The organism is Stratiformator vulcanicus (genome assembly GCF_007744515.1).
GTDB classification, from domain to species: domain Bacteria; phylum Planctomycetota; class Planctomycetia; order Planctomycetales; family Planctomycetaceae; genus Stratiformator; species Stratiformator vulcanicus.
Window position 1 is genome coordinate 1,524,489 of sequence record NZ_CP036268.1, and the last position, 25,974, is coordinate 1,550,462.

Annotated in this window: 27 protein-coding genes, 1 tRNA gene and 1 pseudogene; 8 read left to right on the forward strand and 21 right to left on the reverse strand. The window is 58.1% G+C overall.

Annotated features, from left to right (window positions below; all coding sequences use genetic code 11):
- The first annotated feature begins 7 nt into the window (after window positions 1-7).
- Window positions 8-313 (forward strand): hypothetical protein, encoded by a 306-nt coding sequence (locus Pan189_RS05765; RefSeq protein ID WP_145363002.1) that lies wholly within the window; start codon window positions 8-10, stop codon window positions 311-313.
- A 74-nt stretch (window positions 314-387) separates the two neighbouring features.
- Here Pan189_RS05765 and Pan189_RS21230 read toward each other — a convergent pair whose 3' ends face one another.
- A complete protein-coding gene (locus tag Pan189_RS21230) occupies window positions 388-1,773 on the reverse strand; it encodes an OmpA family protein (protein ID WP_310821140.1) in 1,386 nt (461 codons plus the stop codon).
- A 363-nt stretch (window positions 1,774-2,136) separates the two neighbouring features.
- Here Pan189_RS21230 and Pan189_RS05775 point away from each other — a divergent pair, with 363 nt between their 5' ends.
- On the forward strand, window positions 2,137-2,643 hold the full coding sequence (locus Pan189_RS05775; protein WP_145363003.1) for an NUDIX hydrolase: 507 nt from the start codon (window positions 2,137-2,139) through the stop codon (window positions 2,641-2,643).
- Window positions 2,644-2,649: 6 nt separating this feature from the next.
- Here the strand turns inward: Pan189_RS05775 and Pan189_RS21235 are convergent, their stop codons facing one another.
- The 9 genes from Pan189_RS21235 to Pan189_RS05815 form a co-directional block, all read right to left on the reverse strand.
- The gene (locus Pan189_RS21235) at window positions 2,650-3,315 is read right to left on the reverse strand and encodes a DUF456 domain-containing protein (RefSeq protein ID WP_310821141.1); all 666 of its coding nucleotides are present in this window, start codon (window positions 3,313-3,315) and stop codon (window positions 2,650-2,652) included.
- Window positions 3,316-3,323: 8 nt separating this feature from the next.
- A complete protein-coding gene (locus tag Pan189_RS21240; RefSeq protein WP_310821142.1) occupies window positions 3,324-3,998 on the reverse strand; it encodes a hypothetical protein in 675 nt (224 codons plus the stop codon).
- Window positions 3,982-4,653, reverse strand: coding sequence for a hypothetical protein (locus tag Pan189_RS05785; RefSeq protein ID WP_145363005.1), 672 nt, complete (start codon window positions 4,651-4,653; stop codon window positions 3,982-3,984). The genes Pan189_RS21240 and Pan189_RS05785 overlap by 17 nt, the downstream gene beginning before the upstream one ends.
- A gap of 27 nt (window positions 4,654-4,680) precedes the next feature.
- On the reverse strand, window positions 4,681-5,313 hold the full coding sequence (locus tag Pan189_RS05790; RefSeq protein WP_145363006.1) for a hypothetical protein: 633 nt from the start codon (window positions 5,311-5,313) through the stop codon (window positions 4,681-4,683).
- A gap of 1 nt (window position 5,314) precedes the next feature.
- Entirely contained in the window at window positions 5,315-6,013 is a 699-nt protein-coding gene (locus tag Pan189_RS05795) for a hypothetical protein (protein ID WP_145363007.1), read from the reverse strand.
- Entirely contained in the window at window positions 6,003-6,710 is a 708-nt protein-coding gene (locus Pan189_RS05800; RefSeq protein WP_145363008.1) for a hypothetical protein, read from the reverse strand. The genes Pan189_RS05795 and Pan189_RS05800 overlap by 11 nt, the downstream gene beginning before the upstream one ends.
- A gap of 4 nt (window positions 6,711-6,714) precedes the next feature.
- Window positions 6,715-7,869, reverse strand: coding sequence for an esterase (locus Pan189_RS05805; protein WP_145363009.1), 1,155 nt, complete (start codon window positions 7,867-7,869; stop codon window positions 6,715-6,717).
- A gap of 277 nt (window positions 7,870-8,146) precedes the next feature.
- Window positions 8,147-8,614: a PA2169 family four-helix-bundle protein gene (locus Pan189_RS05810; RefSeq protein WP_145363010.1), complete on the reverse strand. Its 468-nt coding sequence runs from the start codon at window positions 8,612-8,614 to the stop codon at window positions 8,147-8,149.
- Window positions 8,615-8,900: 286 nt separating this feature from the next.
- On the reverse strand, window positions 8,901-9,506 hold the full coding sequence (locus Pan189_RS05815; RefSeq protein WP_145363011.1) for a secretin GspD/PilQ domain-containing protein: 606 nt from the start codon (window positions 9,504-9,506) through the stop codon (window positions 8,901-8,903).
- Window positions 9,507-9,690: 184 nt separating this feature from the next.
- Between Pan189_RS05815 and Pan189_RS05820 the strand changes: the two genes are divergently transcribed.
- The 4 genes from Pan189_RS05820 to Pan189_RS05835 all read left to right on the forward strand — a co-directional run bounded on the left by Pan189_RS05820 (window position 9,691) and on the right by Pan189_RS05835 (window position 14,560).
- Complete coding sequence (locus tag Pan189_RS05820; RefSeq protein WP_145363012.1) at window positions 9,691-9,975, forward strand: Mpo1-like protein; 285 nt, start codon at window positions 9,691-9,693, stop codon at window positions 9,973-9,975.
- A 135-nt stretch (window positions 9,976-10,110) separates the two neighbouring features.
- Window positions 10,111-12,468, forward strand: coding sequence for an efflux RND transporter permease subunit (locus Pan189_RS05825; RefSeq protein ID WP_145363013.1), 2,358 nt, complete (start codon window positions 10,111-10,113; stop codon window positions 12,466-12,468).
- A 142-nt stretch (window positions 12,469-12,610) separates the two neighbouring features.
- A complete protein-coding gene (locus Pan189_RS05830) occupies window positions 12,611-14,008 on the forward strand; it encodes a purple acid phosphatase family protein (protein WP_145363014.1) in 1,398 nt (465 codons plus the stop codon).
- Window positions 14,009-14,125: 117 nt separating this feature from the next.
- Entirely contained in the window at window positions 14,126-14,560 is a 435-nt protein-coding gene (locus Pan189_RS05835) for a hypothetical protein (RefSeq protein WP_145363015.1), read from the forward strand.
- A 53-nt stretch (window positions 14,561-14,613) separates the two neighbouring features.
- On the opposite strand, the gene Pan189_RS05840 is transcribed toward Pan189_RS05835, so the two are convergent.
- From Pan189_RS05840 to Pan189_RS05855, 4 genes are all read right to left on the reverse strand, one after another.
- Entirely contained in the window at window positions 14,614-15,546 is a 933-nt protein-coding gene (locus Pan189_RS05840) for a ferritin-like domain-containing protein (RefSeq protein WP_145363016.1), read from the reverse strand.
- 61 nt (window positions 15,547-15,607) lie between these two features.
- Window positions 15,608-15,916, reverse strand: coding sequence for a transcriptional regulator (locus tag Pan189_RS05845; protein WP_375154906.1), 309 nt, complete (start codon window positions 15,914-15,916; stop codon window positions 15,608-15,610).
- A 40-nt stretch (window positions 15,917-15,956) separates the two neighbouring features.
- Window positions 15,957-16,598, reverse strand: a complete 642-nt coding sequence (locus Pan189_RS05850) for a hypothetical protein (protein ID WP_145363018.1) — start codon at window positions 16,596-16,598, stop codon at window positions 15,957-15,959.
- Between the two features lie 467 nt (window positions 16,599-17,065).
- A complete protein-coding gene (locus Pan189_RS05855) occupies window positions 17,066-17,650 on the reverse strand; it encodes a hypothetical protein (RefSeq protein ID WP_145363019.1) in 585 nt (194 codons plus the stop codon).
- A 220-nt stretch (window positions 17,651-17,870) separates the two neighbouring features.
- Between Pan189_RS05855 and Pan189_RS05860 the strand changes: the two genes are divergently transcribed.
- On the forward strand, window positions 17,871-19,556 hold the full coding sequence (locus tag Pan189_RS05860) for a sulfatase-like hydrolase/transferase (RefSeq protein ID WP_145363020.1): 1,686 nt from the start codon (window positions 17,871-17,873) through the stop codon (window positions 19,554-19,556).
- A gap of 50 nt (window positions 19,557-19,606) precedes the next feature.
- Here the strand turns inward: Pan189_RS05860 and Pan189_RS05865 are convergent, their stop codons facing one another.
- The 4 genes from Pan189_RS05865 to Pan189_RS05880 all read right to left on the reverse strand — a co-directional run bounded on the left by Pan189_RS05865 (window position 19,607) and on the right by Pan189_RS05880 (window position 23,927).
- Window positions 19,607-20,224, reverse strand: coding sequence for a hypothetical protein (locus Pan189_RS05865; protein ID WP_145363021.1), 618 nt, complete (start codon window positions 20,222-20,224; stop codon window positions 19,607-19,609).
- A gap of 90 nt (window positions 20,225-20,314) precedes the next feature.
- Window positions 20,315-21,940, reverse strand: a complete 1,626-nt coding sequence (locus Pan189_RS05870) for a TAXI family TRAP transporter solute-binding subunit (RefSeq protein ID WP_310821144.1) — start codon at window positions 21,938-21,940, stop codon at window positions 20,315-20,317.
- A gap of 100 nt (window positions 21,941-22,040) precedes the next feature.
- Complete coding sequence (locus tag Pan189_RS05875; RefSeq protein ID WP_145363023.1) at window positions 22,041-23,012, reverse strand: MDR/zinc-dependent alcohol dehydrogenase-like family protein; 972 nt, start codon at window positions 23,010-23,012, stop codon at window positions 22,041-22,043.
- A 99-nt stretch (window positions 23,013-23,111) separates the two neighbouring features.
- Window positions 23,112-23,927, reverse strand: a complete 816-nt coding sequence (locus tag Pan189_RS05880) for a PDZ domain-containing protein (RefSeq protein WP_310821145.1) — start codon at window positions 23,925-23,927, stop codon at window positions 23,112-23,114.
- 130 nt (window positions 23,928-24,057) lie between these two features.
- Between Pan189_RS05880 and Pan189_RS05885 the strand changes: the two genes are divergently transcribed.
- A tRNA-Ser gene (locus Pan189_RS05885) sits at window positions 24,058-24,144 on the forward strand.
- Window positions 24,145-24,242: 98 nt separating this feature from the next.
- On the opposite strand, the pseudogene Pan189_RS05890 reads toward Pan189_RS05885, so the two are convergent.
- From Pan189_RS05890 to Pan189_RS21640, 3 genes and pseudogenes are all read right to left on the reverse strand, one after another.
- Window positions 24,243-24,929, reverse strand: a pseudogene (locus tag Pan189_RS05890) (tyrosine-type recombinase/integrase); the annotation flags it as partial.
- A 63-nt stretch (window positions 24,930-24,992) separates the two neighbouring features.
- Window positions 24,993-25,547: a site-specific integrase gene (locus Pan189_RS05895; RefSeq protein WP_145363026.1), complete on the reverse strand. Its 555-nt coding sequence runs from the start codon at window positions 25,545-25,547 to the stop codon at window positions 24,993-24,995.
- A 3-nt stretch (window positions 25,548-25,550) separates the two neighbouring features.
- Complete coding sequence (locus Pan189_RS21640) at window positions 25,551-25,820, reverse strand: helix-turn-helix domain-containing protein (protein ID WP_145363027.1); 270 nt, start codon at window positions 25,818-25,820, stop codon at window positions 25,551-25,553.
- Window positions 25,821-25,974 lie beyond the last annotated feature (154 nt).

The following is a 25,974-nucleotide window of genomic DNA, read 5'->3' on the forward strand; positions in this document are numbered from 1 at the left end:
GGATTGCATGACCGATATCACCGCCCCCCGCCGACTTGACGACTCGTCCCGCCGATTGCTCGAAGCGTATGCGGCTTCGACCGCCGTGCTGCTGGCGACGAACCCTGAACACGACGGTCGGATTGACCGATTGCATGACGTCGACGGACTGACCGACGACGAATTGCCCATGCTTCACGGCCAATTGCTCGCCGCCGGGCTGATCGAATTCGATCTCAACGATCGCGACGGCGGCGTCTATAGCATCACTTCCGAAGGCAAACGCCTTCTGAGCAAGACCTCGGAAGCGGAATCAGAATCAGACGCCGCTTAAGTGGCTTGGCCATCACGCGAAAAAGCCCACGGGGTGCGACCCGTGGGCTTTTTTGTTTCGCAACAATTGATTCATCAAATCCGCTGGTTTTGCTCCCAGCCCGCGACGAGTGCGTTCGGTGCCAGCACGAAAATTTCGACGCGACGGTTCTGCTGACGTCCGTCTTCCGATTGGTTCGACGCAGCCGGTTGATGTTTGCTGTAGCCGGCGACGCCCATGCGAGATTCGCTGATGCCGGCATCTTTGAGCAGCAGAGCGACCGAGTTCGCCCGGTTGGTGGAAAGATGCCAGTTCGTCGGGTGACGTTCCGAGGTCGACTTTCGCCCGATCGGCTGAGCGTCGGTGTGTCCGACAACCAGAATGTTCAGCGGTTTGGCCGAAGAATCGTTCATGATCTGGGCAAATTCCCGCAGCAGTGGCTTCGCATTGGATTTCAATGCGGCACTGCCGGTGTCGAACAGGATGTCCGAGTGAAACTTGCTGACGCCGGTGACCGGATCGAATTCGAAGTTGGGATACCGCTTGGCGAGGTCTTCGAACTGCTTGGAGACCCCCGGCCCGAGCGGGCTGTCTTTGACCTGCTTAAGAAGGCCGACGTATTTCGCCTGAAGTTGGCCACGCTCGTCGACGAGGTTTGACAGTCGTTGTTCGGCGATTTCGAGGCTCTTGGCGAGACGAGCCGCACTCTTTTGAGCTTCTTCCTTCTCGCTGAAGAGCTTCTGGCTCAGGGCCTTATACTTCGTTTGGGCTCCGTCATCGACTCCCGTCGCACCGCTCGGCGGAGCCGCCGGTGTCGGTCCCGGGTTCGCCGGGAAACCGGGCTGAGCGGGAGAGAACGTCGGCCCGGTGCCGGGATAAAACTGCTGACCCGGGGGAAATTGCTGACCCGGAGCAAACTGCTGACCCGGAGCGAACTGCGGACCTGTCGCCGGATAGCCGCCGACGCCGCCAGGGAAGGTCATTGGAGCCGGATAACCACCGGGAATTCCGACCGGCGAACCGAAGGGATCGCCGCCAAATCCGCCGCACGGATCGCATGGCGACGGATAGATCGGGTGGCCCGGCTCACAACCGCAGCCGTGCCCGCCGCAGCCCAGGCAACCGCCCAGACATCCGCCGAACAGGAACCGGCACAGCCCGCCATTGAACAGGCAACAGTCCTCTAGCAGGCAGTACTGCTGCCCGCCGCAGGGACCGTAGTGTGCACCATACGGCTCGCAGCCGCAGGTGTTGCTGATCGGCTGATAGGCACCGATCAGCGGTCGTGAAATCGGCCCGCAGGGGTCGCACGGTGGCGGACAAACGGGACCGCAAGGCTGCGGGCAAACCGGACCACACGCCGGTCCGTACCCGACAGATCCGTAATGCCCACCCATCCCGCAGGGATCGAGGCAACAACAGGCGATACTGCTTAACGGAAGCAGCGCGGAGAGCAGCCAAAAGAAGGCACGGCTCGACATCGGAGGACATCCTTTCCGTCCCGACGTGAAGAACGGTGCCTGCCCACCGGTGCCACACGAGGCACGCCGGGAATGCGCACATTCAACCGCCGGGTCAGACCCGATCGGAGAGAAACGAATTGTGTTGTGGAGTACTAAGAGAGGTGTTCGATCACTGGTCGCCTTGCGGTGGAGAGGCCGCGTGGACGGAGACCGTTGTGCGATCGGGTAGCGTTTTAGTTCGCGCGCCGAGCAGTTGCAAGTCGGCCTTCGCCAATTTGGCGGGCAGAAATGCAAAAGAGAAAAAGTTACACTCCGATCACAAATTCGATTTCAGTCCAGTCCGGGACACTTTCTCGCGACGACTCCTCTGGCGGATAGCACATGGCGGAAGAACTCTTTGATGTCGTCGATGAACATGATCACGTCCAAGCGCAATTGCCGCGGAGCGAGGTTCATCGTCGAAACCTGTTGCACCGCGCCGTCAGTATTTTCGTATTCAACACGCGGGGCGAGCTGCTCCTGCAGATGCGATCGGCGAGCAAGGATCAATTTCCCAATTGCTGGACATCGTCGGCGTCCGGCCATGTCACTGCCGGGGATGACTACGATGAAACGGCCCATCGAGAGTTGGAAGAAGAACTCGGCCTGACCTGCGACATCACACGGGTTGCGAAGTTCGATGCCTCGCCCGATTCCGCCTACGAATTCACGGTGCTTTATAAAGCGGTGACCGATGACGCACCGGTGCCTGATCCCGAAGAGATCTCCGACGTTAAGTTCGCATCGCTCGACGACTGGAAAGAACAAGCGGCGGCGCAGCCGGAACTCTTTACGCCGCCTTTTCGATTACTGCTCGATTGGTACATGGAACGCGGGACCAATCAATAGCGAAGTTTAGAAACGATCGGCCGGGACGATCACCTCCGGGAGAATGGGCTCGGACGTTTTGGACTCGTCTACGATTTCGGCCACCTGAGCACCGGGGCGAAACACGAGCACTGCGACCAGCCCGACCATGACCGCTCCGATCGCCATCCGTCCGAGCGTGCCGAGGATCTTACCGACGAAGGCCCCCGTCCCGACGTCGATCCGTCCTTTCACATCGCGACCCTTCCACTGCTCGCCGAGATAAGCTCCGGCAAATGCGCCGAAGGCTCCGCCGAGCAGGGCGGCGATCAATGGGCCGATCACCGGAATCGGAACGCCGAAGATCGCGCCGACGATGCTGCCGATTCCTGCCCCGACCAACGAGAGTGCGGCGGCGCGTTTGCTCGACCCCGCCTTGCGGGCGCCTGCGGCGCCGGCCGCCGCCTCGACCACTTCGCCGACGACCGCCAGCCCGACGAGCACGCCCACCGCCCACCAACCGAAGCCGCGACCGTAGGTCTCAACGGGCATGCCCCACACCCACAGCCCGGATAGCCCCGCCACCATCCAGTTCCCCGGGAGCATGAATACATTGAGCACCCAGCAGACGCACGAGGCGACGATGAGTAGTAAGGCGAGCAGCAGGTAAGTCGCATCGAAATCCATAACGGCAATCATAACGTCGGAGGGCACCGCCCGGTTCACCGCGAACTCGCGACATTCCCATTTGGGGAAGTCACTGACTCCCGCTCCCTCTGATTGAGCACGGCGATCCGCAGGTATCCGACCGGCAACGAGCCGATCACGCCGACAAGAGCGATCGCACCGTAGATGATTCCGATCATCAATTCTTCCATAATATAAAGACTCAGGTAGAGGGCGAGCACGAAAGCCGTCGAAACGTAGGCCGCGGCCAAAGCGCCAGCAATAATAAAGAAGAGCATCGCCACCCCCCACTGTCGCAGATGAGGCCGGTACTCGTCCCCCACCCGATAATCGGCGACTGCAAGCAGTGTCAGGAAGCCGTGGCAGAATCCGACCACGGCACCGCATAACATTACGGCGACAGTTCCTCCGACTGTTCCGATTTCGTCGAAGTAGTCGCTCCAATCTTTGACGAACTCGTACCATACGGCCCCGACAGGTAGGGCAAGCAAGGTCGCGACCAGCAGCCGGCTAATGCAAACGCCGTCTCGACGAAGGAACGGCAGGCCCGATCCGAACACGGCAGCGCCAGCAAATACGGCGAAAACGCAGTGCCAATTGAATTCACTCTCGAATGCCCTCTCGACGGTGAGCGAAATCGCGACCCACACCAACCCCACGGCAAAGCCAATGGCACCACACAGCAAATAAGACTTAGCCCACGTCGGCATCGCGACCTCCGCCGTTCGCGTGATCCGGAAGGTCGCCGCCCGCTGATCCGACTCGCAACGCTCTGAGGTAACCCATCGGCAGCAGGGCGTAGATCGGTATCAGCAAGATTGAGCCAATGATTACAACAGGTGCCATTACGGTCGACGCGGAGAATTTTTCAATCACCATGACTGAGCCGATGATGTGGCCGGCGGCCCCAAAGCCGGCAATCACTGCCAATCCCAAGAACGCCAGTCGCTTCAGCGGCGTGACAGGTCTGGCTGATGGCGCTCCCAAGGTTGCAACCATCACGATGAGGCCGAGGGTAACGGTGATGGGCGGGCCGCAGAAAATGCCCGCGACTTTGGCCCAGTTGGTACCGAACGACGGGAGATAGTTGCTCCACTCCATCAGAGCCTCAGCGATGCCGTAGCCAGCCGCGGCGCAGATTGCACAACTAAAAATTACCCGCAACCACCAAAACGCTGACATTCGCATCGAAGCGGCAACAGCGACCGTCCCGGCGATGCCGCCCAAAATTGCGAAGGGGAGTTGAGGTCCGTCGAAATCTGGTAGCAGGCCGAGGGACGGGGCCAGCATCAAACCGATCCACGCTAGACCGACAAGCAGTCCGTAAACGGCGGCGATGAAATACGGGCGAATAAAATGCGGCATGATAGTTTAATCGGGGACACGAGCCCTTTACGGGCCCTCCGGCGCGGTCATTTTTGACCGGAGATAGCCAACCGGGATCGACCCAATCACCGGCATCATTAAAAACGAGCTGAATACCAAGCCGACGAACACGATTTCGTCAACATATCGACGCATCTCGTGACCGAAGTGGAAGACCGTTGTTGTGTAAACCGCCAGGAATGCCCCCGTTATGACGAAGACAGCAATCGCTGACAAATAATCATTCCGCGACATAACCCGGGGTTCGGCTTTCAGTTCAAAACTCATCAATAGCGTGAGCAGTCCATGAGCGAGGCCGAAAGCGGCGCCGCATAACGCGACTGCGGCGATCCCGCCCGGCGACGCGAACGACGGGAAGAAGTCGCCGGAATTCCCCACAAGGAAGAAGCACAGCCAACCCAGCGGAAGCCCGAGCGTCGTTGCGACGAATAAACGTGCAAAGTACTCGACTGAAGGCCGTCGAAACGGCAAGCCGAAAGCGAACACGGCCAGAGCAGCGAACAGTGGTAAGACGACAGACCACACGGTTTCGCCATCAAGGTCTGCGAGAACGATGGTCGAGCCGACCGCCATCCAAACGACGCCGACCACCAGGCCGATGACGCCACAAACAATATAATGCTTCGACCAGGCCGGCATCTCAAACTCTCTCGCTGGATTGACTTGCCGATGAGTCTCCGCCGCGCGTCATAGCCGATTTTGCTCGCAAGTAACCGACGGCAATCGAACAAACAATGGGCATCAGACCGACAGACGAAAAGATGAGAGTCGTCTTAATTGCATCGGACACGGGCAAAATTGTGAAATAGGAAATCCAGATACACAGGCCGACGTGCATCGACGTCAAAGCCGCTGTTCCGGAAAAAATTAAATAGAATTTTGCCCAATCGCGTCTGCGGATCGAGGAAAACGGTCGAGTAAGATTCTCAGTGCGGTAACCAAAGGCAGTCGAGACAGAAACTGTGACGAACCCGACGACGGCGGCCGCGAGCAGGCCATAGAGAAAGCCGACGACTCCCCCGGCGACGATTGCCCACGGTGTCTGAAACGAGGGAAAGTAATCGAGCCAGTATTTAAATATCTCGCCGAGGACGCCCCCGCCGACCGCGCAACCGAGAATGCCGAGGCCGGCGCGAAACAATGGATAGGGCCGCAGAGCGACGGTTGAGCCGACCAAGCCGATCCCTGCAATGGTGCCCAACGTGCCAAATAGCACGTAAGGCAATTCGAACCAATTACCCAGCCCGACGGCACGGCTATAGAATACGGCGAGCCAGATCACGCCTACGGCAACCCCGCACAGGGCGGGGCGCAAATAGGGCCGCCAACTAGCCGTCATGATTCGGGTCTTTACGCTTCATTCGATCGGACAGAGTTTGCGGTTCATCCATCGGATTGCGGTGAAACCCGGCGGCCGCGTGACCGGATAGTCGTTGATAGACATGTCCGAGCGGTAGTGCGAAAGCAACCGGAATAAAGGTTAATGTTGCGAACAATGGAACAAAAAATACAGTTTCGTCGACTGATCTTAAGAGTTCGCTCTCCTGTAAGAGAATTACTAACAGAGCGGGAGCCATCGCGGCCGTGCCGGTCAATAAACCCGAGGCCAGCGCGACGCCGCCGACTTCCGCGGCACCGACGACGTCGCGGCGATCCGCTCCTCGCGCATTCAGTAACGCCAAGCCACCGGCGCCGAGTGCCCCAATCCCGGCTCCGAATGTAGCCAGCACGATTAAGATTGCGCTGTCGTCATTGATCGAGATTTCACGCCCGACACCGTAAGCCATCCCTCCGATAAAAAAGCCAAGCCAGATCGAGCCGAACAGACGAATCGGCCAATCGTCGTGAAAGCGCAAAAAGGGAATCATCATGATGAAAGCCACAACGGGCCCGGCAATTAAGATGATCGCCTCACTCATCTCGAACACGGCGACCAACAGGATCATCAGCCCGATCGGCACCACCGCCGCCGCAATGCTCGTTGCGGCGACGATGGTGTATGGCTTCCAATGCAATGTCGCGAAGAATGACTTCATAGGATTATCGCGCTGCCGGATTCGGTTCGTGAAATAATCGCGGCAACAACTCGACCAGGTATCGTCGCCACACGGGCCATTCGTGCCGGCCCGGTGTCACTTGATACTCGTGTTCAATGCCCGCAGCCTTGAAGGCCTCGTGAGTTTTTTGAACACGCTTTATGAGCCAGTCATCTTCGCCGACCGCGACCCAGATGAGTTTAAGTTGCTCGTTTAAGTCGGGTGTTTTCGCGACGAACTCGTCGACCAAAGCCTGCTGGTTCTCCCAGACAACAGGGCCACTGAACCCGCCGATCCATGCGAACTTCTGAGGATGTTTCAATCCGATTCGCAGGGCCTGCATTGAACCCAGCGAAAGTCCGGCGATGGCCCTGTCCTCCGGTCGCTGCTCGGCACGATATTTTTTCTCAACGAACGGGATAATCTCGGTCAACAGTTCCTGTTCAAATTCGTCCGCGATGCGCCGCCGATAATCTTTCGCGTCTTTATAAACGACATGCACGTCGGGCATCACGATGATCATCGGAATGGCCCGTCCTCCATGGAGCAGGTTGTCCATAATGCGATGAGCGCGGCCTTCGACCGTCCAACCTCCTTCGTGGTCACCGGTGCCGTGAAACAGATACAGCACCGGATATTTCCCCTCGCCCGTGTCGCGATAAGTCGGGGGCGTATAGACGATGAGGTTGCGGACGCTGTCGGTGACATCTGAAAGGTATTCGTGGCGGTGAAGCGTGCCGTGCGCAATGTCCGGGTTAAAGCGGGTGAGCGAATCTTCGCCGCCGGGCACTTCAAGTAAGTTCACTTTCGGTGTTCGGGACGGTTTCACGTAGCGGCTGCTCTCATCGAGTTGCCGGGCCCCGTCGACTTCGAACCAATAGGAATAAATCTCTGGTTCGAGCGGTCCGATCGTCACCGACCACACGCCTTCATCGTCGCGGGTCATCGGCGTTGTTTCGATCGGAGCGAAGCCCTTGAGCAGCACTTCGTCAGCCTTCGGAGCACGCACGCGGAAGGTCACCTGTCGATCCTCCGCGACCTCCGGGGAGGTCGGTAACCGCTTGTCACGCCGCGGCGGATCGTCGGCTTCGACGAAGCCTTGGACCGAAAGGGTCAGTACGACGAACGTGAACCATTTCACGCAGGTAAGCTTTGACATGAGCGGCACCGGTATCGAGTCGGGTCATTTGGATCACCCGAAAATAACGCCCGGAGCGGCCGGTTGCACGACGACGCAGCGATTTGCGACGGGACAACCGTAACGACGGAGGCCATGGTGACAGTTAGGCATCCGCGCCCAATTGAGAGAGCCGCTTGAACGGCCTCTCGCCTGGACCGGCAAACCTCGGGAAGAGTGCGCATAGAATGAGCCGCCACGACGCCGTGGCGGCTCATTGATCTCGAACGCGGTCGCGAAGAATTCGACCGGACGCGACTTACGAGTTGACCTCGTCCCGCATGTCGCGGACGCGGTCGTGCGAAGCGATGACGCTTTCCATGTGATTTTGCAGCACATCGTTCACGGGGCTGCCTGCCGTCTCCTTCAGCGTGTCTTTGTAAGCGTCTTTAATGTAATCCTCGCCTCGTTCGGCTTCGTTGAGGACGGCTCCGAGGTCGTCACTGGTGAGGGCGGTCCTCAAATCCATGATCGTCCGGTGCAGCGAAGCGAGGTAGGAGCCTTCCTGCCTGGGCCGCTCGCCGCTGAATTCAACGAATCCCTGAAGCTGTTCGGCCTGTTGTTTTCGCTCGTCGGCCACGCCGCGGAAGTACTGCGAGATCGTCACATTTTCGATCTGCTCGGCCGAGTGGCGAAAGCCATCGGCACTGTCGATGTTGATCTGAATCAAATCTTGCAGTTGCTCCACTGCGTTATCGGAAAGTTCGGTCTGCGTGTGGGCATTCATTGCGACATCTCCTAATCGAATTGCGTGTCGGAACGCGTTTGCGTGCCGTTGATTAACGCAACGATGCAGGATTGATGCCAACAACAAATAGCGGCCTCCGCTTCGGCTCAAGCGGACGGCGATGGCTCGGTGAGGCAACGCCGAACTTGTCCGGAAGTCCCTTTGACCAAAGGGGTTCCTTCAACTTAAGCAAGCCGCGGGACGGCAGCGGGAGCGATCTGCGCGAATGCGAACGCGTTGATCGACGAACCACCAACCTGAATGTTGGCGGAACGCACACCGTCTTTTATCGAACCGGCGGGGCGAACGGATTTTGTCCGACGCGGATCGGCATCCCGAAGCGGCCGCGGGCGACGTCAATCGTACGATCGCCGCGTGTGACGGTGACTTTGGCACTGCGTCCACTGCTCGGCTCGTCGGTCGCCTTGCCCGTTCGAACTTCGCCGCCGTTCGTAGAAACGCCTCCGAGTTGGATTGTCTCACCGTTGCGGCAGGTGACGACCGTCTCATACATGCTGCTGCGAATTGCCGTAAGACTGCGATTTCCCCGGGTTTCGGTGTCGACTTCCCGGTGCTCCATCGCGAGTCGAAGATGGATTTTCCCGGATTCCAGAACCGTCGGGACGGCGGTAAGCGTGAGCCCGACAGGAATGGTTTCGGTGTGGCGACCATCCGGCTCTTCAAAAGTCGCTGCGACGGTGCCGCCGACTTCTATTCGAGCAGGCTCGCCCGACACGGCGACGAGCGTGGGTGCGCTGGTGAGCGTGTCCCCATCATAGACTCGAACCTCAACCACCACCTGCGAGGTGATGACAGGTCGCGCGGCCTGAACGGGCTCGGCGGGAGGGGCGGAGATCGCACACAGCGCGGTCAGGACCATTACACCCGTCATGACTTCAGCCTTATTGGAAATATTTGACGCGGGGGAGCGGTGCGGGACGACCGAGCAATGGCGAACCGCCGAATAGAGTTCAGCGGCAACGCCGCAAGCACAACGCTCCCGTCAACCGGGAGGATGTATCTTTAAGGTCGCCGCTTTGGTCAATGGCAATCTCCGTCTCAGGACACCGCGCACCATGCTCAAATCGTTTCTCGCGAATTATGTCCAGCGGCACCGCGACCCCGTCAATCAGGTGCTGCACGTGATCGGTTTGCCGGTGACGTTCGTCGCACCGATCGTTTTTTTCTGCCTCGGTGACGTCTGGAACGGGATCGCCTGTTTCGTGATCGGATATGTGCTGCAGTTCTTGGGGCACGCCGTCGAAGGCAATGAAGCTGGCGAAGTGGTGCTCGTCAAGAAATGGCTCGGCTTCCCATACGTCGAGTTCGGGCCGAAAGCGAATCGGCCGGAGACCGAATAGGCGGATTATTTGGCATTTATCCGCTTACTTCGTGTGCGGCTCGTACTTTCGTAGCGCGAACCACGCTGGGACCGTTGGCGGGTTGCTGCTATCGTTGGCGGATTCGTTCCCCGTCTCGCAGCCGATCCGCGTGCGATGTCGACAGAACCGGCCACCGTGAACCCCGTCCGCCAGACGCTTGAGGCACTGGCGATTGTCGTCGCGATGCTCGCGGCGCTGGTGTTCGCGCTTCTGCAATTCGGAGGACTCGAGTCGGACAACGACGTCGGCAAATGGCTGCCCGCGAACGATCCGCAGGCTCGAATTCTCGAGTGGACCCGCCGACACTTCCCATCCGAAGATCGCATCTTCGTCACATGGGCGGGAAGTTCGCTCGGAGATGCCCGTGGTCAGCGCTTCGAGGCGGCCCTTGAGAAAATCGACGGCGTGATCGACGTCACCACTCCGACCGAATTGGTCGATCGAATGACCGACATCGGAGTGGACGAAGACGAGGCGCTCGATCGGCTCGAAGGCTTGCTCGTCGGGAAAGCCGGACGCTCGCCGGTCGCCTATTCGGTAGCGCTCGATGAAGAGAATGAGTCGCTCGAGACGGAGCAGATTCTCGACGCGATTCGGGACGCCGCGGCAGCGGCGGACATTCCGTCCGATCAATTGCACATGGGCGGCACCCGCGTTGCCGGAACGGAACTCGACCGGTTTGTGCATCAGGCCGAGTGGAACCGCGATGTCCCGGCCTGGATGCTTTGGAAGAAAAGTCCCCTCGGGTTTTCCGCTCTGTTCTCCGCGATTCTCGCTGTCGTGCTCTTACGTCAAATCGTGTTGGCCGGGTTGGTCCTGTTTGTCACGCTGTCGGCAACCATCATGACGGTCGCCATCGTTCCCCTGTCGGGGGCGACAATGAATATGGTCTTGATAGTTATGCCGTCACTGCTGATGGTGCTGACGCTTTCGGCTTCGATCCACGTGGCCAACTACTGGAAACATGCGGCTCTGACCGACCGGGCGACTGCCCCGGAAGTCGCCCGGCGCGAAGCCGCCGTTCCGTGTGCGCTGGCCAGCATGACGACCGCGATCGGATTGGCCTCACTGGGGACGAGTCCACTCACTCCGGTTCGCCATTTCGGTTTGTACTCGGCGGCGGGCTGCTTCATCTCGCTGATTTGTTCGCTCGTCGTGCTTCCGGCGCTGATTCGCCTGCTGCCCGTCGGACGGCCGCGCGGCGTGACGCGCGTCTCCGATCACTTCAGCGCGTTCGGAACGCGGATCGCTCAACACGCCGTTCCGGTTTCGCTGACCTGCCTGGCCCTGTTCGGCATAGCGGCACTCGGTATGACGCGGTTTCATACTGAAACGAAGGTCATTCACTATTTCCCAACCGACAGCCGCATTATTGCGGACTATCGATTCATCGAAGACGAACTGACGGGCATCATTCCGGTCGAGGTCGTTGTCCGCTTCACCCCGGAAGCGACCCAAGAAATTCCGTTCATCGAACGGGTGGAAATCGTGCGGGAGGTCGAGCGATCGGTCTCATCGCATCCCGACGTGACCGGCACGTTGGCCCTTCCCGACTTTCTGCGAGGGGCTGAGAATCGGTCGATCGGCTACAACGTTCGGCTCAGACGAATGGAGGCGTCCATCGCTGAGAACGATGATGCCGAGGCAGGGCAGTTTGTCACGCTGGCTCGCGAAGACGCCATTGGCCCCCAAGAGGAATTGCTGGCGAACCGGGGCGATGAACTGTGGCAGATAACGGCGCAGGTGAAAATTCTCTCCGATTTAAACTACGCAAGTTTGACCGGCGATTTGACCGGCCGCATTGATGACGTCTTCAGCCGATACACCGGGGTGTCGGGCATCGTTACGGGGACAGTGCCGCTATTTCTTCGCACGCAGCAAGCAGTGCTCGAAAGTCTGATTAAGAGTTTCGGCATCGCCTTCGCGGTGATCGCGCTGTTGATGATGGTCATGCTTCGCAGCGTCGGTGGCGGCGTTCTGACGATGCTTCCGAACTTGCTGCCCGTGGGACTGGTCTTCGGGACGATCTCGTGGTTCGGACTGGCGACCGATATCGGCACGATGATCACGGCTTCGGTCGCACTCGGTATCGCGGTCGACGGCACATTGCATCTGATCACCTGGTTCCGCCGCCACCTCGACGAAAATGGTGGGGATCGCCCCGCGGCGATCGCTTCGGCGATGAGTCATTGCGGACCGGCGATGTGGCAAACGAGCCTGATCGTTTCTGCCGGTTTGATGATGCTTGTATTCGCGGACCTGCTGCTGATCCTGAGATTCGGCTGGCTGATGGCTTCACTCGTCGGGGCCGCGTTGATCGCCGATCTCGTCTACCTCCCGTCCCTGCTGTGCGGACCGCTTGGTCGTTGGATTGTGCCCCATCGTCGATCGGCAAGTACCCACGACGACATGAAGCAACCGGACGCGGGCGAGCAACAAATTGATCACGCCGAATCGAGCATCTCGCGATAAAGTCGCGATGAACCTCGCGACCGGCCCGTCTTTGGAACCGCGGCATCATCGATAACTTGCCCCGGCGCCCCTTGGGTCTGCTCAATCCCTTCGCTAGTCTTTGATCGACATCGAAGTTCTCTCACAATTCTCGGAGCTACGAATGCATTTGCTCGGCTCGACTCCACCATCGCTAGTGCGGAATGTTCCTGCCGTCGCCGCGGGACTGCTTTTGTTGTTTGTCGTTGTCTACTGTCGAAGCGTTGGTGCGGAGGAGTTGCAGCCTCATCCCAAGGCCACCGCCACGCCCGACCGCATCCTCGCAACTTGGCGCGAGGACCCTTCGAGTACGCTTTCGGTCACTTGGCGAACCGGTCCGCAAGTCCGACAGGCCGATCTGCAGATCGCCGTCGCCGGTGCGGGCCCCGATTTCAAACTCGATGCCGAGACATTCAATGGCGAGACGACGGAATTGAAAACAAATGCCGGTCTGGTCAAGATGCACGCCGCGACGGCGACCGGTCTGAAGCCGGAAACGCTTTACGCGTATCGTGTCGGCGACGGCACCGAGTGGAGCGAGTGGTTCCACTTCCGCACGGCGGCGAATGAATTTAAGCCCTTCAGCTTTTTATACGTGGGAGATGCTCAAAACGATGTCAAAGAGCACTGGTCTCGCTTGATTCGCGAAGCCTATTCGGATGCCCCACGAGCCTTGCTGATGTTGCATGCGGGCGATCTGATCAACCGCGGAAACAAGGACGATGAGTGGGGCGAGTGGTTCCACGCGGGCGGGTGGGTTCACGCGCAAAAACCCTGCATCGCCATACCGGGAAACCATGAATATGACTTCGATATTTTCAATCCGACCGACGGCGGCTTTCGCCCCGTGCGATTGCTTGCCCGACGGTGGAATCAACGGTTCGAGTTTCCGCAAAACGGGCCGGAGGGGCTGAAAGAGTCGGTCTACTATCTCGACGTCCAAGGCGTGCGATTCATCGGATTGAACTCAAATGAGAAAATTAAGGAACAGGCCGAATGGCTCGAACCGGTGCTTGCCGATAATCCCAATCGCTGGACGATCGTGACGCACCACCACCCCGTCTACTCGACGAGTCGCGGCCGTGACAATCCGGAGCTGCGCGATCTCTGGCAACCCCTCTACGACAAGTATCGTGTTGACCTCGTCCTCCAAGGGCACGATCACACCTACGGTCGTACTCCGCTGATCGCGAGCGGCAAGCAGCGATTGAGCGGTGGTGAGTCGAACGTCGCATCCGGAGCCGCGGCTCAGTCAGAGCAGGGGGGAACGGTCTACGTCGTTTCTGTCAGCGGTCCGAAAATGTATCCGCTCAAAGATTACGACGACGGAAAAAACCCATTCGACCGCCGCGCCGAGGATACTCAGCTCTACCAAATCATTTCGCTGGAAGCGGACAAATTGCGGTACGAAGCCAAGACCGCCAATGGCGAACTCTACGATGCGTTCACGCTTCTGAAGCGGCCCGGCCGGCTCAACGACCTGATCGACGAAACACCGGCGACACCCGAACGTCGGCGTTAGCGTGTAGGGACAGCGTCCGAGACGCTTGCGAATCGTCGGCCAAGGACCGTAGTTTATTACTCTCACTCGCTTTGTCCGTTCGGACATTTGTCACGACAGTAAAGGCTTCACAATCTCATGATTCGACAATGCGCACGGTTCAGTTCAATCGCGGTTGCGACGTTTTCGCTCCTGCTCGTCGGCTGCGGCGAGAGTTACCAAATGGGCACGACGCCTGTGAGCGGCAAAGTCACGTGTAACGGAGAGCCGGTGACGTCAGGAAGTATCGTCTTCCGTCCCCACGCAAAACCGGGCGAAAACGCGGCTTACCCCGGCAAGCCCGCGATCGGACAGATTCAGTCCGACGGAAGCTACACGGTGTCGACCTACACAGAAGGAGACGGGGCGATCATCGGCAAGCACACCGTCCGCCTTCAGGCTCCCGAACCTGACGTTGCCGAAGGCGAAGAACCGCCGGGACCGGAGGAAGAAATTGATTTCCCCTGCAACGGCAGCGAGTTGGAAATCGAAGTCATGGGCGGTGAAGGCACCGTCAACCTCGACTTCACGTAATTTACTCGTGACAGGTAAAGCGATTACCTTCAAGGGATGGCGGATCGACAGCGTCAGGCAGTCGGTCGTATGCCGCTCGGCCGGGAACGGCTCGAATGAGATGAAATCGATTCGGCAACGAAATGCCGCCGGGAAGTCGAGCAATCGACTGTCGGCGGCATTTTTTCGTTCAGCGTAGTGGCTTGGTTCAGTGAGACTTGGTTAGCTGAAACCTGGTCGACTGAGACTTCGTTGAGCTTGGCAATTTGGCGTTGCTCGTGCGAACGAACGACTCGTGCTTGTGCGAATATGTTGCGTTCGAACCAGTTGAAGTCCCAACCGGCGGCGCGAAACACCGGGCGGTGCGTTCGCCACACGAGCAGCATCGCCCCTCGAAGAATCAGCCGATCGCGCCAACGGGCTGCTGCTAACGTGATGGGGTTGCGTCGCTGCCGGAGACGCCCAAGTTGCTCGGCCTGAAATCGCAGGTGGCCGACCTCATCGGCGAGAAGTCGACGGCAGATCGCAGCGAGTGTGGGTGAGCCGGTCGCGCTCATCAAGGCGGCGTAGTAGGCCATCGCGATCGTCTCCGCAGCCAGCAAAGTGACAACGCATTGCTCCAAGCCGGCAAGTTTTCGGAGTCGGCGGAAGCCAGAGTCAGACCATTCCCGCTCCAATCGAGAGATCTCCTCCTGATCGAGGAAGCGGCCCAATGCATCGGCATGTCGGTTCTCTTCATCGATGAAAAGTTGCAGCGCTTGCGGGTAAACCTCGTCGCCGCTCTGCTCGGCATAGGTGAGGGCGCACTTCATTAAGTGCGAGCCCGTGCCCGACTCGCCCCGCTGAAAAATCTGGACTGAACGCGCAATGCGATCGCGCTCGGCCAAAGTGAGTGTCGGCTCAAGCGACCAAGCCGTTTCGGTAATCGGTTCGCAGTTCGCATTAAAATAGGCGACCCAATCGGGGGAAGTGTGTTCGCTAAACCGGGTTGGAACTGAGCAGGGCATCAGAATTCCTTTCATAAGGGGGACTTAACTTTGCAATACAAAGTGTAGGTGCAAAAAAAATTTAGGTGTCTGCGAGACGAGCCCGCGACAATTGCGTTGTGGGGGCCGCATCAGCAATGACCCGCTCAAGTTCGGAAAGGTAGGAGAGGAATTGCTCGCGGCCTGATTCGGTCAAACTAACCCGGGTTTGGGAACGCCCGCCGCTGGTCGACTTCCAAATTTCGATCAGGCCGGCACTCTCAAGCGTCGCGAGGTGTCGACTCAGGTTGCCGTCGGTCAGATCACAGTGTTCTTTTAAGTCACTGAAGACTACGCCGTTCGGCTGAGTCACGAGTGATGTCAAAATGCCGAGCCGAGCCTTCTCGTGCATCACGCGTGAGAGCCCGGGGTAAGAAAATTTGCCGGATGATTCAGGCACGAGTTGATCCTTCCCCGGCCGGCGACCGCACGGGATCAGTCTCGATCGTGGCATACAACAAGACGGCTGCGAAAATTTGCCCGACGCCGAACGCAAGGGGCATCGTCCAAGCACAAAAAGCACTCTCGCCTTGGCAATACCGCAGCAATAGCAAGCCGGCGGTCAAGTAATAAATGCCGACAAGCATGAGTGGACGTGGCAGGTAAGGGCAGGAAGCGAATGCGCCGAGGCCGAACAGAATCGACCACAGGCCCGGCAGCATCCACATCGCCGACGCACAGTAATCGGTAACGACAAATGTCAGCAGCCCGCCCGCAATCAGAGACGGTGCGATCGCCGTCACAGCCGCCAATATCGCATCCCGCCGAGCGGTCGAGGGGGCACGGTAGATCCACACGGCCAATTCGGCCGCAATCACCGCGATGCAGATCAACGCGACAGCCACCCAAGTCTCGATGAATGCCAATGAGCCGACCGGCCGCATCCCGAAGTGCGCGAACTGATAGGCTCCGATGAGAAACGCGAGGATTCCACTCCCGCCGACCGTTACGGCACGATAGCCACGAAATGTCTGCGTCCGGGCCAGTTGCTGCCGGATCGCGGAAATCTGGCCGAGCGCTTCAGTGGCATCCATCTTCGACAACCTCCCTGACAGACTTTGCAATACAAAGTATCGTCTTTCTTGTCGCTGTCAATCCGATTGTCAATTAATTCGGTCGAGATGATCAAAGCGGCCTATTTAACGAAGCGGCAGCCCTAAACCGCCGAAAGAAAAATCCTGCGGTTGATCGATCGAAGCTTGTTGCCTGCGCAACTTGGGGGAAGACGATACGGGGAGAGTTTCTCGATCTGCAGACATCGTTGGCGTCGCCGCATCGCCGGCACTTCGTCAGAAAAACCGACGGCCCGCGGCATCAATTCGGGGCGGGACTTGAAAAGCCGCAGACCGCCGGTTTGCACGCCGATGTCCCGGTCGCCAAAGCCGACCGGGACATCAACCGAGCACTCGTTTCCGCCATCAATAGTTTCGGCCGATGCGAATCTCTCTCTCATTTGCAGGCATCGCGCGTTATCTCGTCGCTGAAAGTTGTTCGGTCAGCCCTAAGCGTCCGGTCCGCTCTCGCGCTCGTTGATCCGATCAAGCCGAGCTTGCCGGCGTGCTTCGACACGCTCGCGTAACCGCTCGATCCGCCGTTCCCGTTCTGTCATCGGGCGGTCCGTTGGGCTCGTCGCATTCGCGGTTCGGACATTCATCGCGTTCTGGCGGGCCAATTGCTGCTGCTCGAATTGTTGCTGTCGGAGGGCGGTCATGACCTGCTGTTGGCGTTGCAACATCTGTTGTTGCATCTGCATTTGCATCTGTTGCATTTGCTGAGCCTGTTGGGCCATCTGCATCATCATTTGGGAGCCGCCACCGTTCATTCCGCCACCTCCGCCTCCAGCACCAGCTCCTCCGCCCATGGGCCGGCCCATGCCTCCACCCATCGGGCCACCGAGGCCGCCTCCACCCATGCCCCCCATTCCTCCAGCCATCCCGCCTCCGCCCCCCATACCACCTGCGCCTCCACCCCCACCGGGGCATTGCGCGAAAGCGGGGACCGAAGCAAATGCGGCGAGGGCGAATGCCGCCGACGAGTAGGCGATGAACTGACGAAAGCTGGGAAATCGTGACGTGACGTTAGACATGGCAAACCTCTGACTGGGATTCCTGAAGGCGAATTGACAAGCCATAAGAGAGAAAACGCGGTCAGGTGTCGGTTTCAACAACACAATTCCGTCCGACGTACTGAATCTTAGCTGCCAGTCGCACGCCGGTTGCGAGGGGCGGTCGACTCGAACATGATGAAATTGATCAAATTCCGCGTCGGCGCACACCGTCCCGAACGATTTGGAAGGCCGCTCCGTTATGAAAACCGCACTGCCTCTTCTCGTATCGCTGTTCGCAATTCTCGGGTCCCCATTCGCCGTAGCGAACGAGCGACCGAACATCCTGTGGATCTATGTCGAAGACATGTCTCCGTGGATGTCGTGCTACCAAGACAGCGTCGTCGAGACGCCGCACATCGACGCGCTCGCGGAGCAGGGCGTCAAATTCGATCGTTTCTACACGCCGGCCGGTGTCTGCTCAGCCACGCGATCCGCGTTAATTACCGGGATGTGGCAGACGACGATCGGCGCTCACAACCATCGTTCCAGCCGGGCCTGGTTCCGCGGCAAAAAGATGGAGGACTACGACGCGATCAAACTCCCCGAAGAAGTTCTTCCGATCCCTGCCATTCTTAAAGATGCCGGCTATTTCACATTCAATCAGGGAAAACTTGATTACAACTTCGAGTTCGATCGGGACAACCTCTACTCGTATCTCGAGGAGAAAAACGGATTCTACGGCGGCAAAGAGTGGAAGAAGAAGGGGCGGGCTCAACCGTTCTTCGGGCAAATCCAATTGAAAGGCGGCAAGAACAACGGCAAGGTCTCGCCGAAGACCGACCCCGACAGCGTGACCGTCCCGCCTTACTACCCGGACCACCCCATTTACCGAGAGGAAATCGCCTTTCATTACGACTGCATTCGTCAGACCGATGCCGAGGTCGGCGACATTGTGGCCGCCTTAAAACGGGACGGGCTGTATGACAATACCGTAATTATCTTCTTCACCGATCACGGCATGAGATTGCCTCGACACAAACAATTCATTTACGAGGGCGGCATTCATGTTCCGCTGATCATCGCGGGGCCGGGCGTCCCCTCTTACTCCTCAGACCCAGCCGTAGTCATCGTTCAGATCGAAGGTTTGAAATCAATTAAAGTGAACGACCGAGACACCGGTCTCGCCGAACTGCCGAAGGCGATTCAAGAGGTAACGTCAGATACCTCGCTGCCGGTCCTGATCAGGGGCGGCGGAAAGATTCCCTACGGGACGGTGGCCAAAGTCATTCAATCAGTCAACGCGGCCGGATTTAAGAACGTCCGCATCTCCGCCCATGACAAGGCCCCCGCCGATGCGCCGGCCGGGACTAAGGTCCGACACGATCTCGTCAGCGGAATTGATCTCGCCGCAACCACGCTCGCTCTCGCCGGTGAGGCCGTGCCTGAGTGGATGCAAGGGCGAGACTTATTCGCCTCGGATCATCAGCCCCGTAAATTTATTGCCGCGGCTCGCGATCGTTGCGATTACACGATTGACCGCATCCGCACGATCGTGACGAAAGACTTTCAATACCTGCGCAACTTTAAGACGGACCGACCCTATCTGCAGCCGCAATACCGCGACGGACGGCCGTCGATGGAGATTCTTAAGGAGCTATATGCAAAGGGCGAACTCAATGAGACTCAGGCCCGATTTGTCGGCCCCTATCGTCCGGCCGAAGAATTGTACGACCTACGCAGCGACCCGGATGAAATCCACAACCTCGCCGGCGACCCGCAATACGCCGACGAGCTTGCCCGTCATCGATCTCTACTCGCAGATTGGATCGAACAGACCGACGATCAGGGCCGCTATCCCGAATCGGACGACGGGTTAAAGGCGACGCTTCAACGGTGGGGCAAGAAAGCGGTCAATCCCGAATACGATCGCGTCCGCGACAATTAAGATGTCCGACATGGACCCGCAGTGGGATCTCAAGACGCGTTAAAAGCGCTCTAAGTTTGGGCTGAAGCTTCCTCTGCAGTCTTATCTTCAATCTTAACGACCGACTTCGGCGGAACGACAATTCCCGCGATGACTAGCCCCACCAACAGCCAGCCGACCGCGACTTCGAACGCCATTGAAAGCGTGTGTGCCGTCGGCACAAGCATCCAATTCCACATCGCCCCGTGTGAGACGATCGAGGCGAACAGGCCGAGTCCGAGCACAAAACCGACGCGAGCGAAATAGCTTCGACAGCATCCGCCGGCCGCTCCCCACAAGAGAGCCGACGCAATCAACGAGGCCGCCACGTCGAGGGCGAATCCAGTGACAAAGATTTGCGGCCGCATCGGTTCGAAGCCGTCCCGCTGAACCATAAGGGTAAACAACGGCCCTTCCTGATGTTTCTCGTAAAAGCCCGATTCAGGGTCGCCGATCTCTTCCGGCGAACCGAAGGGCACAAAATATACCCCGGTCTCAACTTCCTGATCGACGACCATCGCACGAAATTGGTCTTCACCCGGCAGTTGCTGCATCGAATCGTCATGCACGGGGAGCACCATCCACGTCATAACCAGCCAAACATAGTAAACCATCCCGCCGACTAAACCGGCTACCAGTACGCGAATCACGACGAAACTCCTGTGCGAGCGAGCGACTAATTAGATTGACAACGCTAAACATAACGTCATTCACTTTAAAGGGCGCGAGCGACGGTGCGACTAATCTTGCTTCTCGATCTCCGTTTCATCAGCGACCGCGTCGGGACCTGCGAGGCGACGCAATTGGGCGACTTCGTCTTTTTCCGTGAGCAGAATTTCGCGATGACAGAGCAGGTCTTTCGCGACATCCCACGGAAATTTGAATGAGTGAAATGCGTCTGAGGATATGCGGCGATGCTCAATGTCATCAACAACTGCATTGAAAATGTCGGTCAATTCCTTCCAGAGCGTCTCCAATTCGCTTCGGTCGCGGGCCTTGAGTGCATTGTCGACGAGGTCCGCCAGTTGGCGGTTATAGGTTTCGGCGCGCAGTCGCTTTTGACGAGTTGCGTTGATAAAGAAGGCGCGACCACCCGAGGCAATCGCGATGGCCACAGCCAAACATAAACTTGCGAGCTCGGCATTCTGAGCAAGCCACGAGGGCTCATCGCTGGTTAAGAAGTCAGTGACGCCCGGATGCATCGGAATACCAAGCGAAAGGTCGGCTTGATACCCGGGCAGCAACGCCGCATGGGGTGCCGCAAACCAGTCTGACGCATCCGCGACCTCGTCGCCCCGGCCGTGCCGATACTTCTCGGCCAAGGCGGAGGCCTCCTGCAACTCAATTAAGCTTGGGCGGGTTTGCGACAGTTCGCCAGGGTAGAGACTTAAGATTTCTGCCAGTTCGCGAACATATGTGGTGTCCAGATCGGAGCGAGCCGCGAGCATCGCATAGACCCCGGCCGTCGGAATGCGGTCGGGCGGCACCGGTTGCATCAATTTCGCACCGTCGTCCCTGATCGTCATTCGATGTCCATAGGCGCCTTTCGGAATTTCATAAGGATTCACATTCGGAAACCAGAGCTTCAGCGCCTCGGCCTCATCAATAGAGACCAAATGCGCTTCTGGTAAACTCAGAACTTGCTCGGCGAGTTCATTACCGAGTGCGACAATATAGAACATGGCGTCGATACGTGGGCCTTCATCGGAACCGACGGTATTTCGCTCGAACGCCTCGACCAGTTCCTGCGCACTCATCGGATGCAGCGTGACATCAGCGTCATCGCCCTGCCAACTCAGCCCGTAGTGTTCGAGAAGCCCGAGGAACACGTCGTAAGTGCGGCTCCCTTTATTGAGAACTCCGACGTGCTTGCCTCTGAAATCATCAATTGAAGCGATCGATTCATCAGCAATGACGTGAAAAACTTCTGGAAATAGAGGAGCGACGAGCCGGCAGTTTCGGACCGTCGGCGTATCGCTTTGAGCGATAATTAAATCAATCGTTTCGACTTCGGGCCGACCGTTGTTGGCGGCTACGGTCTTGATTTTCTCCCGATCGGCTTCCAGCGATCCGCGGAGCATTCGCATGTTTTCGGCGGAGCCTCTTGTCGTCAGCAGTTCGAGACGCCAGTCGAGCTCGTGATCCTCGATATGATCAGTCGTGACACGTTGCAGCGCCTGGCCGAAGCGATGATAAGATCCGGCGGGCGTACCTGTCGCCAATGTGATTTGCACAGGACTCGCCCGCCGCCCGACGATTCGCACAAGAACCGCGACAGACGTCAACAGAGCGAGGACGAACAGGAGCCCCAAGCCGATCTGCCAACCACGGCCGACAACGCCGCTTTGCCAACGAATCGATTTCAAATTCTCATGCTCGCTCCCCACGCCCCGATCCTCTCTATTGCGAAATGCAAATTAAAACCGCCTCTTTAGCCGGGCGTGTCACATTAAGTTAATTTCAGCTTCAGCCTGGCTTCGGGTCGATTAGGACCTTAAGTGCGTTCTGCCCGGCGGCTTCAATCGCTTCGACACCGTCGTCGAGTTGATATCGCGCAGAGATCAACGACCGAACGTCGATACTTCCTTGTGCCAATGCCTCAATGGCGGGAGCAAACGGCCCGCACCGCGACCCGATGATCGATATCTCGTCGATAACGATCGACGCGTGCGGCATTTGTGTCTCCGCCGCCACGGTCGTCTTTAAGACGATGGTGCCTCGTGGTCTGACAAGCCTGAGCGCCGTCGGGAGGCCTGTTGGCGATCCGGTACAGTCCACGACGATATCGGCCTTATTCTCTGAATGACCCGCGTGCGGCAAGTCATCGAGCATTGCGACACTAATTCCCCGGTCCAATTCCGAGAGTAGTTGAAGCTTCTCAGAGTGCTTGTCAACCGCGGTGACGTGGCAGCCGATTGAATTCAGGACTTGTGCGCACAAGTTTCCGAGGCGACCACTCCCCAACACGACAACACGTTCATTACCGTCTAATCTTAATTGTTCCAGAATCCGGAAAGCGGCGGCGAGCGGTTCCACAAACACCGCTCGCTCGTCCTCTACTTCGTCGGGTATTCGATGAAGATTCGCGTTCGGCACCGAAAGCCGCTCGGCGAAAGCACCGTTCCGCCCCAAAATGCCAATGACCGTCCGGTGCGGACAGTGGTTAGCCATCCCGCGACCGCATAGATCGCAGTCGCCGCAAGAGCAATTAAGTTCACCGCAGACTCTTTGGCCTGCAAGCGGCCCGGTCTCGGCCGTGCCCACGAATTCGTGGCCCAGGATTCCGGAAAAGTTCATATATCCGCGGATCAGTTGCAGGTCGGTTTCGCATACCCCCGCCAAATCAACTTTGACGATCGACTCCCCGGAAGTCTCATCGGGTTCGTGGCAGTCAATGCGAAACTCAGGACCGGATTCACTTAAAAACAACGCTCTCATAGTCGCTTCGGGCCGATAAGGTTGCCAATAAATAATCAAATAAGCCTGTGATCGTTCAGCATAACTTCAACGAGAAAAATGATGCACCGTTGCTGCCGTTTAAAGCCGCACGGGCCGCGAATAGCTTTCGGGAGGTAAATCTTCTTCGGAGACCGTAATGACTGATATCGTGAAACCCTTTTCAGCACGTCGAACTTGAAGCACGCAAGGCAGCCCGGCAACCAATTCACGCACGATTCGATAAAATTCGAGTTGGTCAGAGACCGGTTCGCCGTTAATTTGCACGATGACGTCCCCTGGTCTTAATCCCGATTCTTCAGCCGGTGTCGCCCGGCCGACCTGGCCGATCATGACTCCGCCGCCCGGCGATGTCCCGACCATGATTCCGAGAAAGCCACGCGGATGACTCGTCGGAACGGACTCGATGCCGCGCTGTCGTCGCAACCCGTCGTCGAGCTGCTCACGCGAGACCAATCGCGCCGTTCCGGTCGCCGTCGCGGTCGGATCGTTCAACTTGCCCTCTTTGACAAACGTGACGGCCAATCGGGTGCCGGCCCGCCAAACGTTTCGAGCGTCTCTGGCCGATTGGGTTTTCGTCAGGCGAATCGGACCGATCTTCGTCACGACATCACCGGCTTGCAGACCGATTTGCGAGACCGGTGCGCCATCGATGACATGGACGACCAGCAATCCACTGCCCGGAATCCATGGCCCTCGTTCAGGAATGTCGTGCGCATAAATACCGAGATACCCACGTTCCGGGAACGCGGCCTCGGAACTACTAGCGTCTTCCTCTCGCGACGAAAGGCTGGCAAACTTCATCCCGAAATAGGCACTCGCAATCGAAAAACCCACCAGCAGCAACGCAAAAGCGATGCGGTAGTGCATTTTGCCCGTCGTCAAAAAAGGAATCACGCTCATTCTTGGGCCGAACCGTGACGTTGCGGGGGGAGTCCGCTATCATAAGCATTCACACGATCAATACGCACGCGCTGCCGAACCGGAACGGTCCCTGACCGCTCCCGCGGAATCGTGCGGATCGTACGGAGAGGTGGCAGAGTGGCCGATTGTGCAGCACTGGAAATGCTGTGTCCCCGCAAGGGGACCGGGGGTTCGAATCCCCCCCTCTCCGCTTGATGTTCTTCCGACCTGTAAGTCATTGTTGTGAAGCAGGTTACGGCAGGGCCATTGGGCCGAGAACCGAACTGAGACACAACTGGGACAAATCGGTCAGCTTTCCGGCGTCGTTGTTGCCTCCACTGGTTCGCGTCGAAGAACTCCAGATTCATTAAAGGACACGCTGGCAATATCGCCGACCGTGTTCGGTTGCTCCACCGGATCGAGAGCTAGCGGCTCGAGCTTACTGATTTCGCGAGCCGCGTCTTTGTGATGGAGGTGGAAGTAGTGCTGGGTCATCGCCGGATCATGGTGCCCCATCCACGACATGGCTGTTTGCTGGCTGACACCCTGACGGATCGCCTCACTGCAGAAGTGATGTCGGAACGAATGAAGCCGCCCTTTGGCGAGAAGCCTGTCGTCGGGAAACTCATCAAGGATCGGTCGGAGCGCTTTGGCAACGAACTGTTCCCGCAGCCGATCGGGACGGAGTTTGTGACCGCTTGCAGTCCGGAAAACATATCCGGGAGAATCTGTCCGAAGGCGTTCAAGAATTGGCCGAAGTTCCGGGTGGATCGGAACCTCCCGGCTCTTACCGTTCTTTGTTCGTCTGGTTGATGAGTCCCCGGAATTCCCGGTTTCACTCACCACTCGGATAAGGTTTCGTTGCAGATCAATGTCTTCGGCTCGCAGGTCAACAAACTCGCCGATTCGAAGACCGGTCCGAGCAAGACCCAAAATGATGTCAGCGAGCCACGTGAGACCCGCTGTATTCCGACAGTGCTGGATCATCGCGGCGACCTGCTGCCGCGTGTAGCTGTAGGTGGGAGAGGCGGCTGGTTTAGGTAACTTAACTTTAAGTTCTCAACCGTCAGGTGCCATCCCTCGTTCGGGGAGGAACTTCACAAGTTGCTTAAGCAGGGTCAATTCTAGGTAGACCGTCTTCGGCTTGGCTCCGGCCTTGCTTCGTGAGTCAGCGTAGTGATCCGCCTGGCGCTCCCGGAACTGTCCCCAATGGCTGAGCTTTTGCAGATGGCAGTATCGCGTGATGTGATCGAGAGCTGCGCGGTATCTTTTCTTCGTCGAAGGACGAACTCCACCGGTTGCTTCACCGCGTCCAATATAGTCGCGGAATGCATCGATCCCGACCTCGATCGAGACAAATTCGAAGCCCGAATTTGGGACATCACGCGGATCGAGTATCCCGTGCTGTATCGCCATTGCCTGGTCAAGAGCGGTAACGGCATTTCGAGCGTCTTCTAGACTTCGGGTTCCGAGCGAGTGCTTACCGAGCGACGGGTGATTTCCGCGGCCATCGGCATACCACAAGCCGTTGTCACGCTGAAAGAGCCGCCATACGTAGTAGCTAGCGTTAATCTTCAGCCTCTTCGGGCTGGGCTTCTTTTGAGACTTCTTCATTGGTTATCTCCCTAGACGCTTCCAGCGTGGTCGAGGGCCACTGGTGGAGCGTGGTGTCTGTTCGATATTCGTACGGTGGGCGCCATGCTGCCGTGAAGCGACTGCGTCCAATTCAGATCGAGGAATGAGGATCCTGCCGCCGGGGCCGGCTGGCTGAACCGCGAAGATTCGCCCCTTCTTGATCCAGCGTCGCAAGGTCTTATCGCAAATGCGGAGTTGCCAGGCTGTTTCGGCAACAGTAAGAAGTTCCGGGGTCTGATCGATGTCATCCATGACAGTCACCTCACCGGGCTCAATCGAAATGGCAGCGGCGTGGGGATGGCATGCCTCAAAAAAAACGGAACCAGTTCTAATGAGGGTCGCAAAGTTGCCGGGGCGACACTCCCCCTGCCGACGCCACGTGTCCCGATGCAGTTAAAGGCTACAT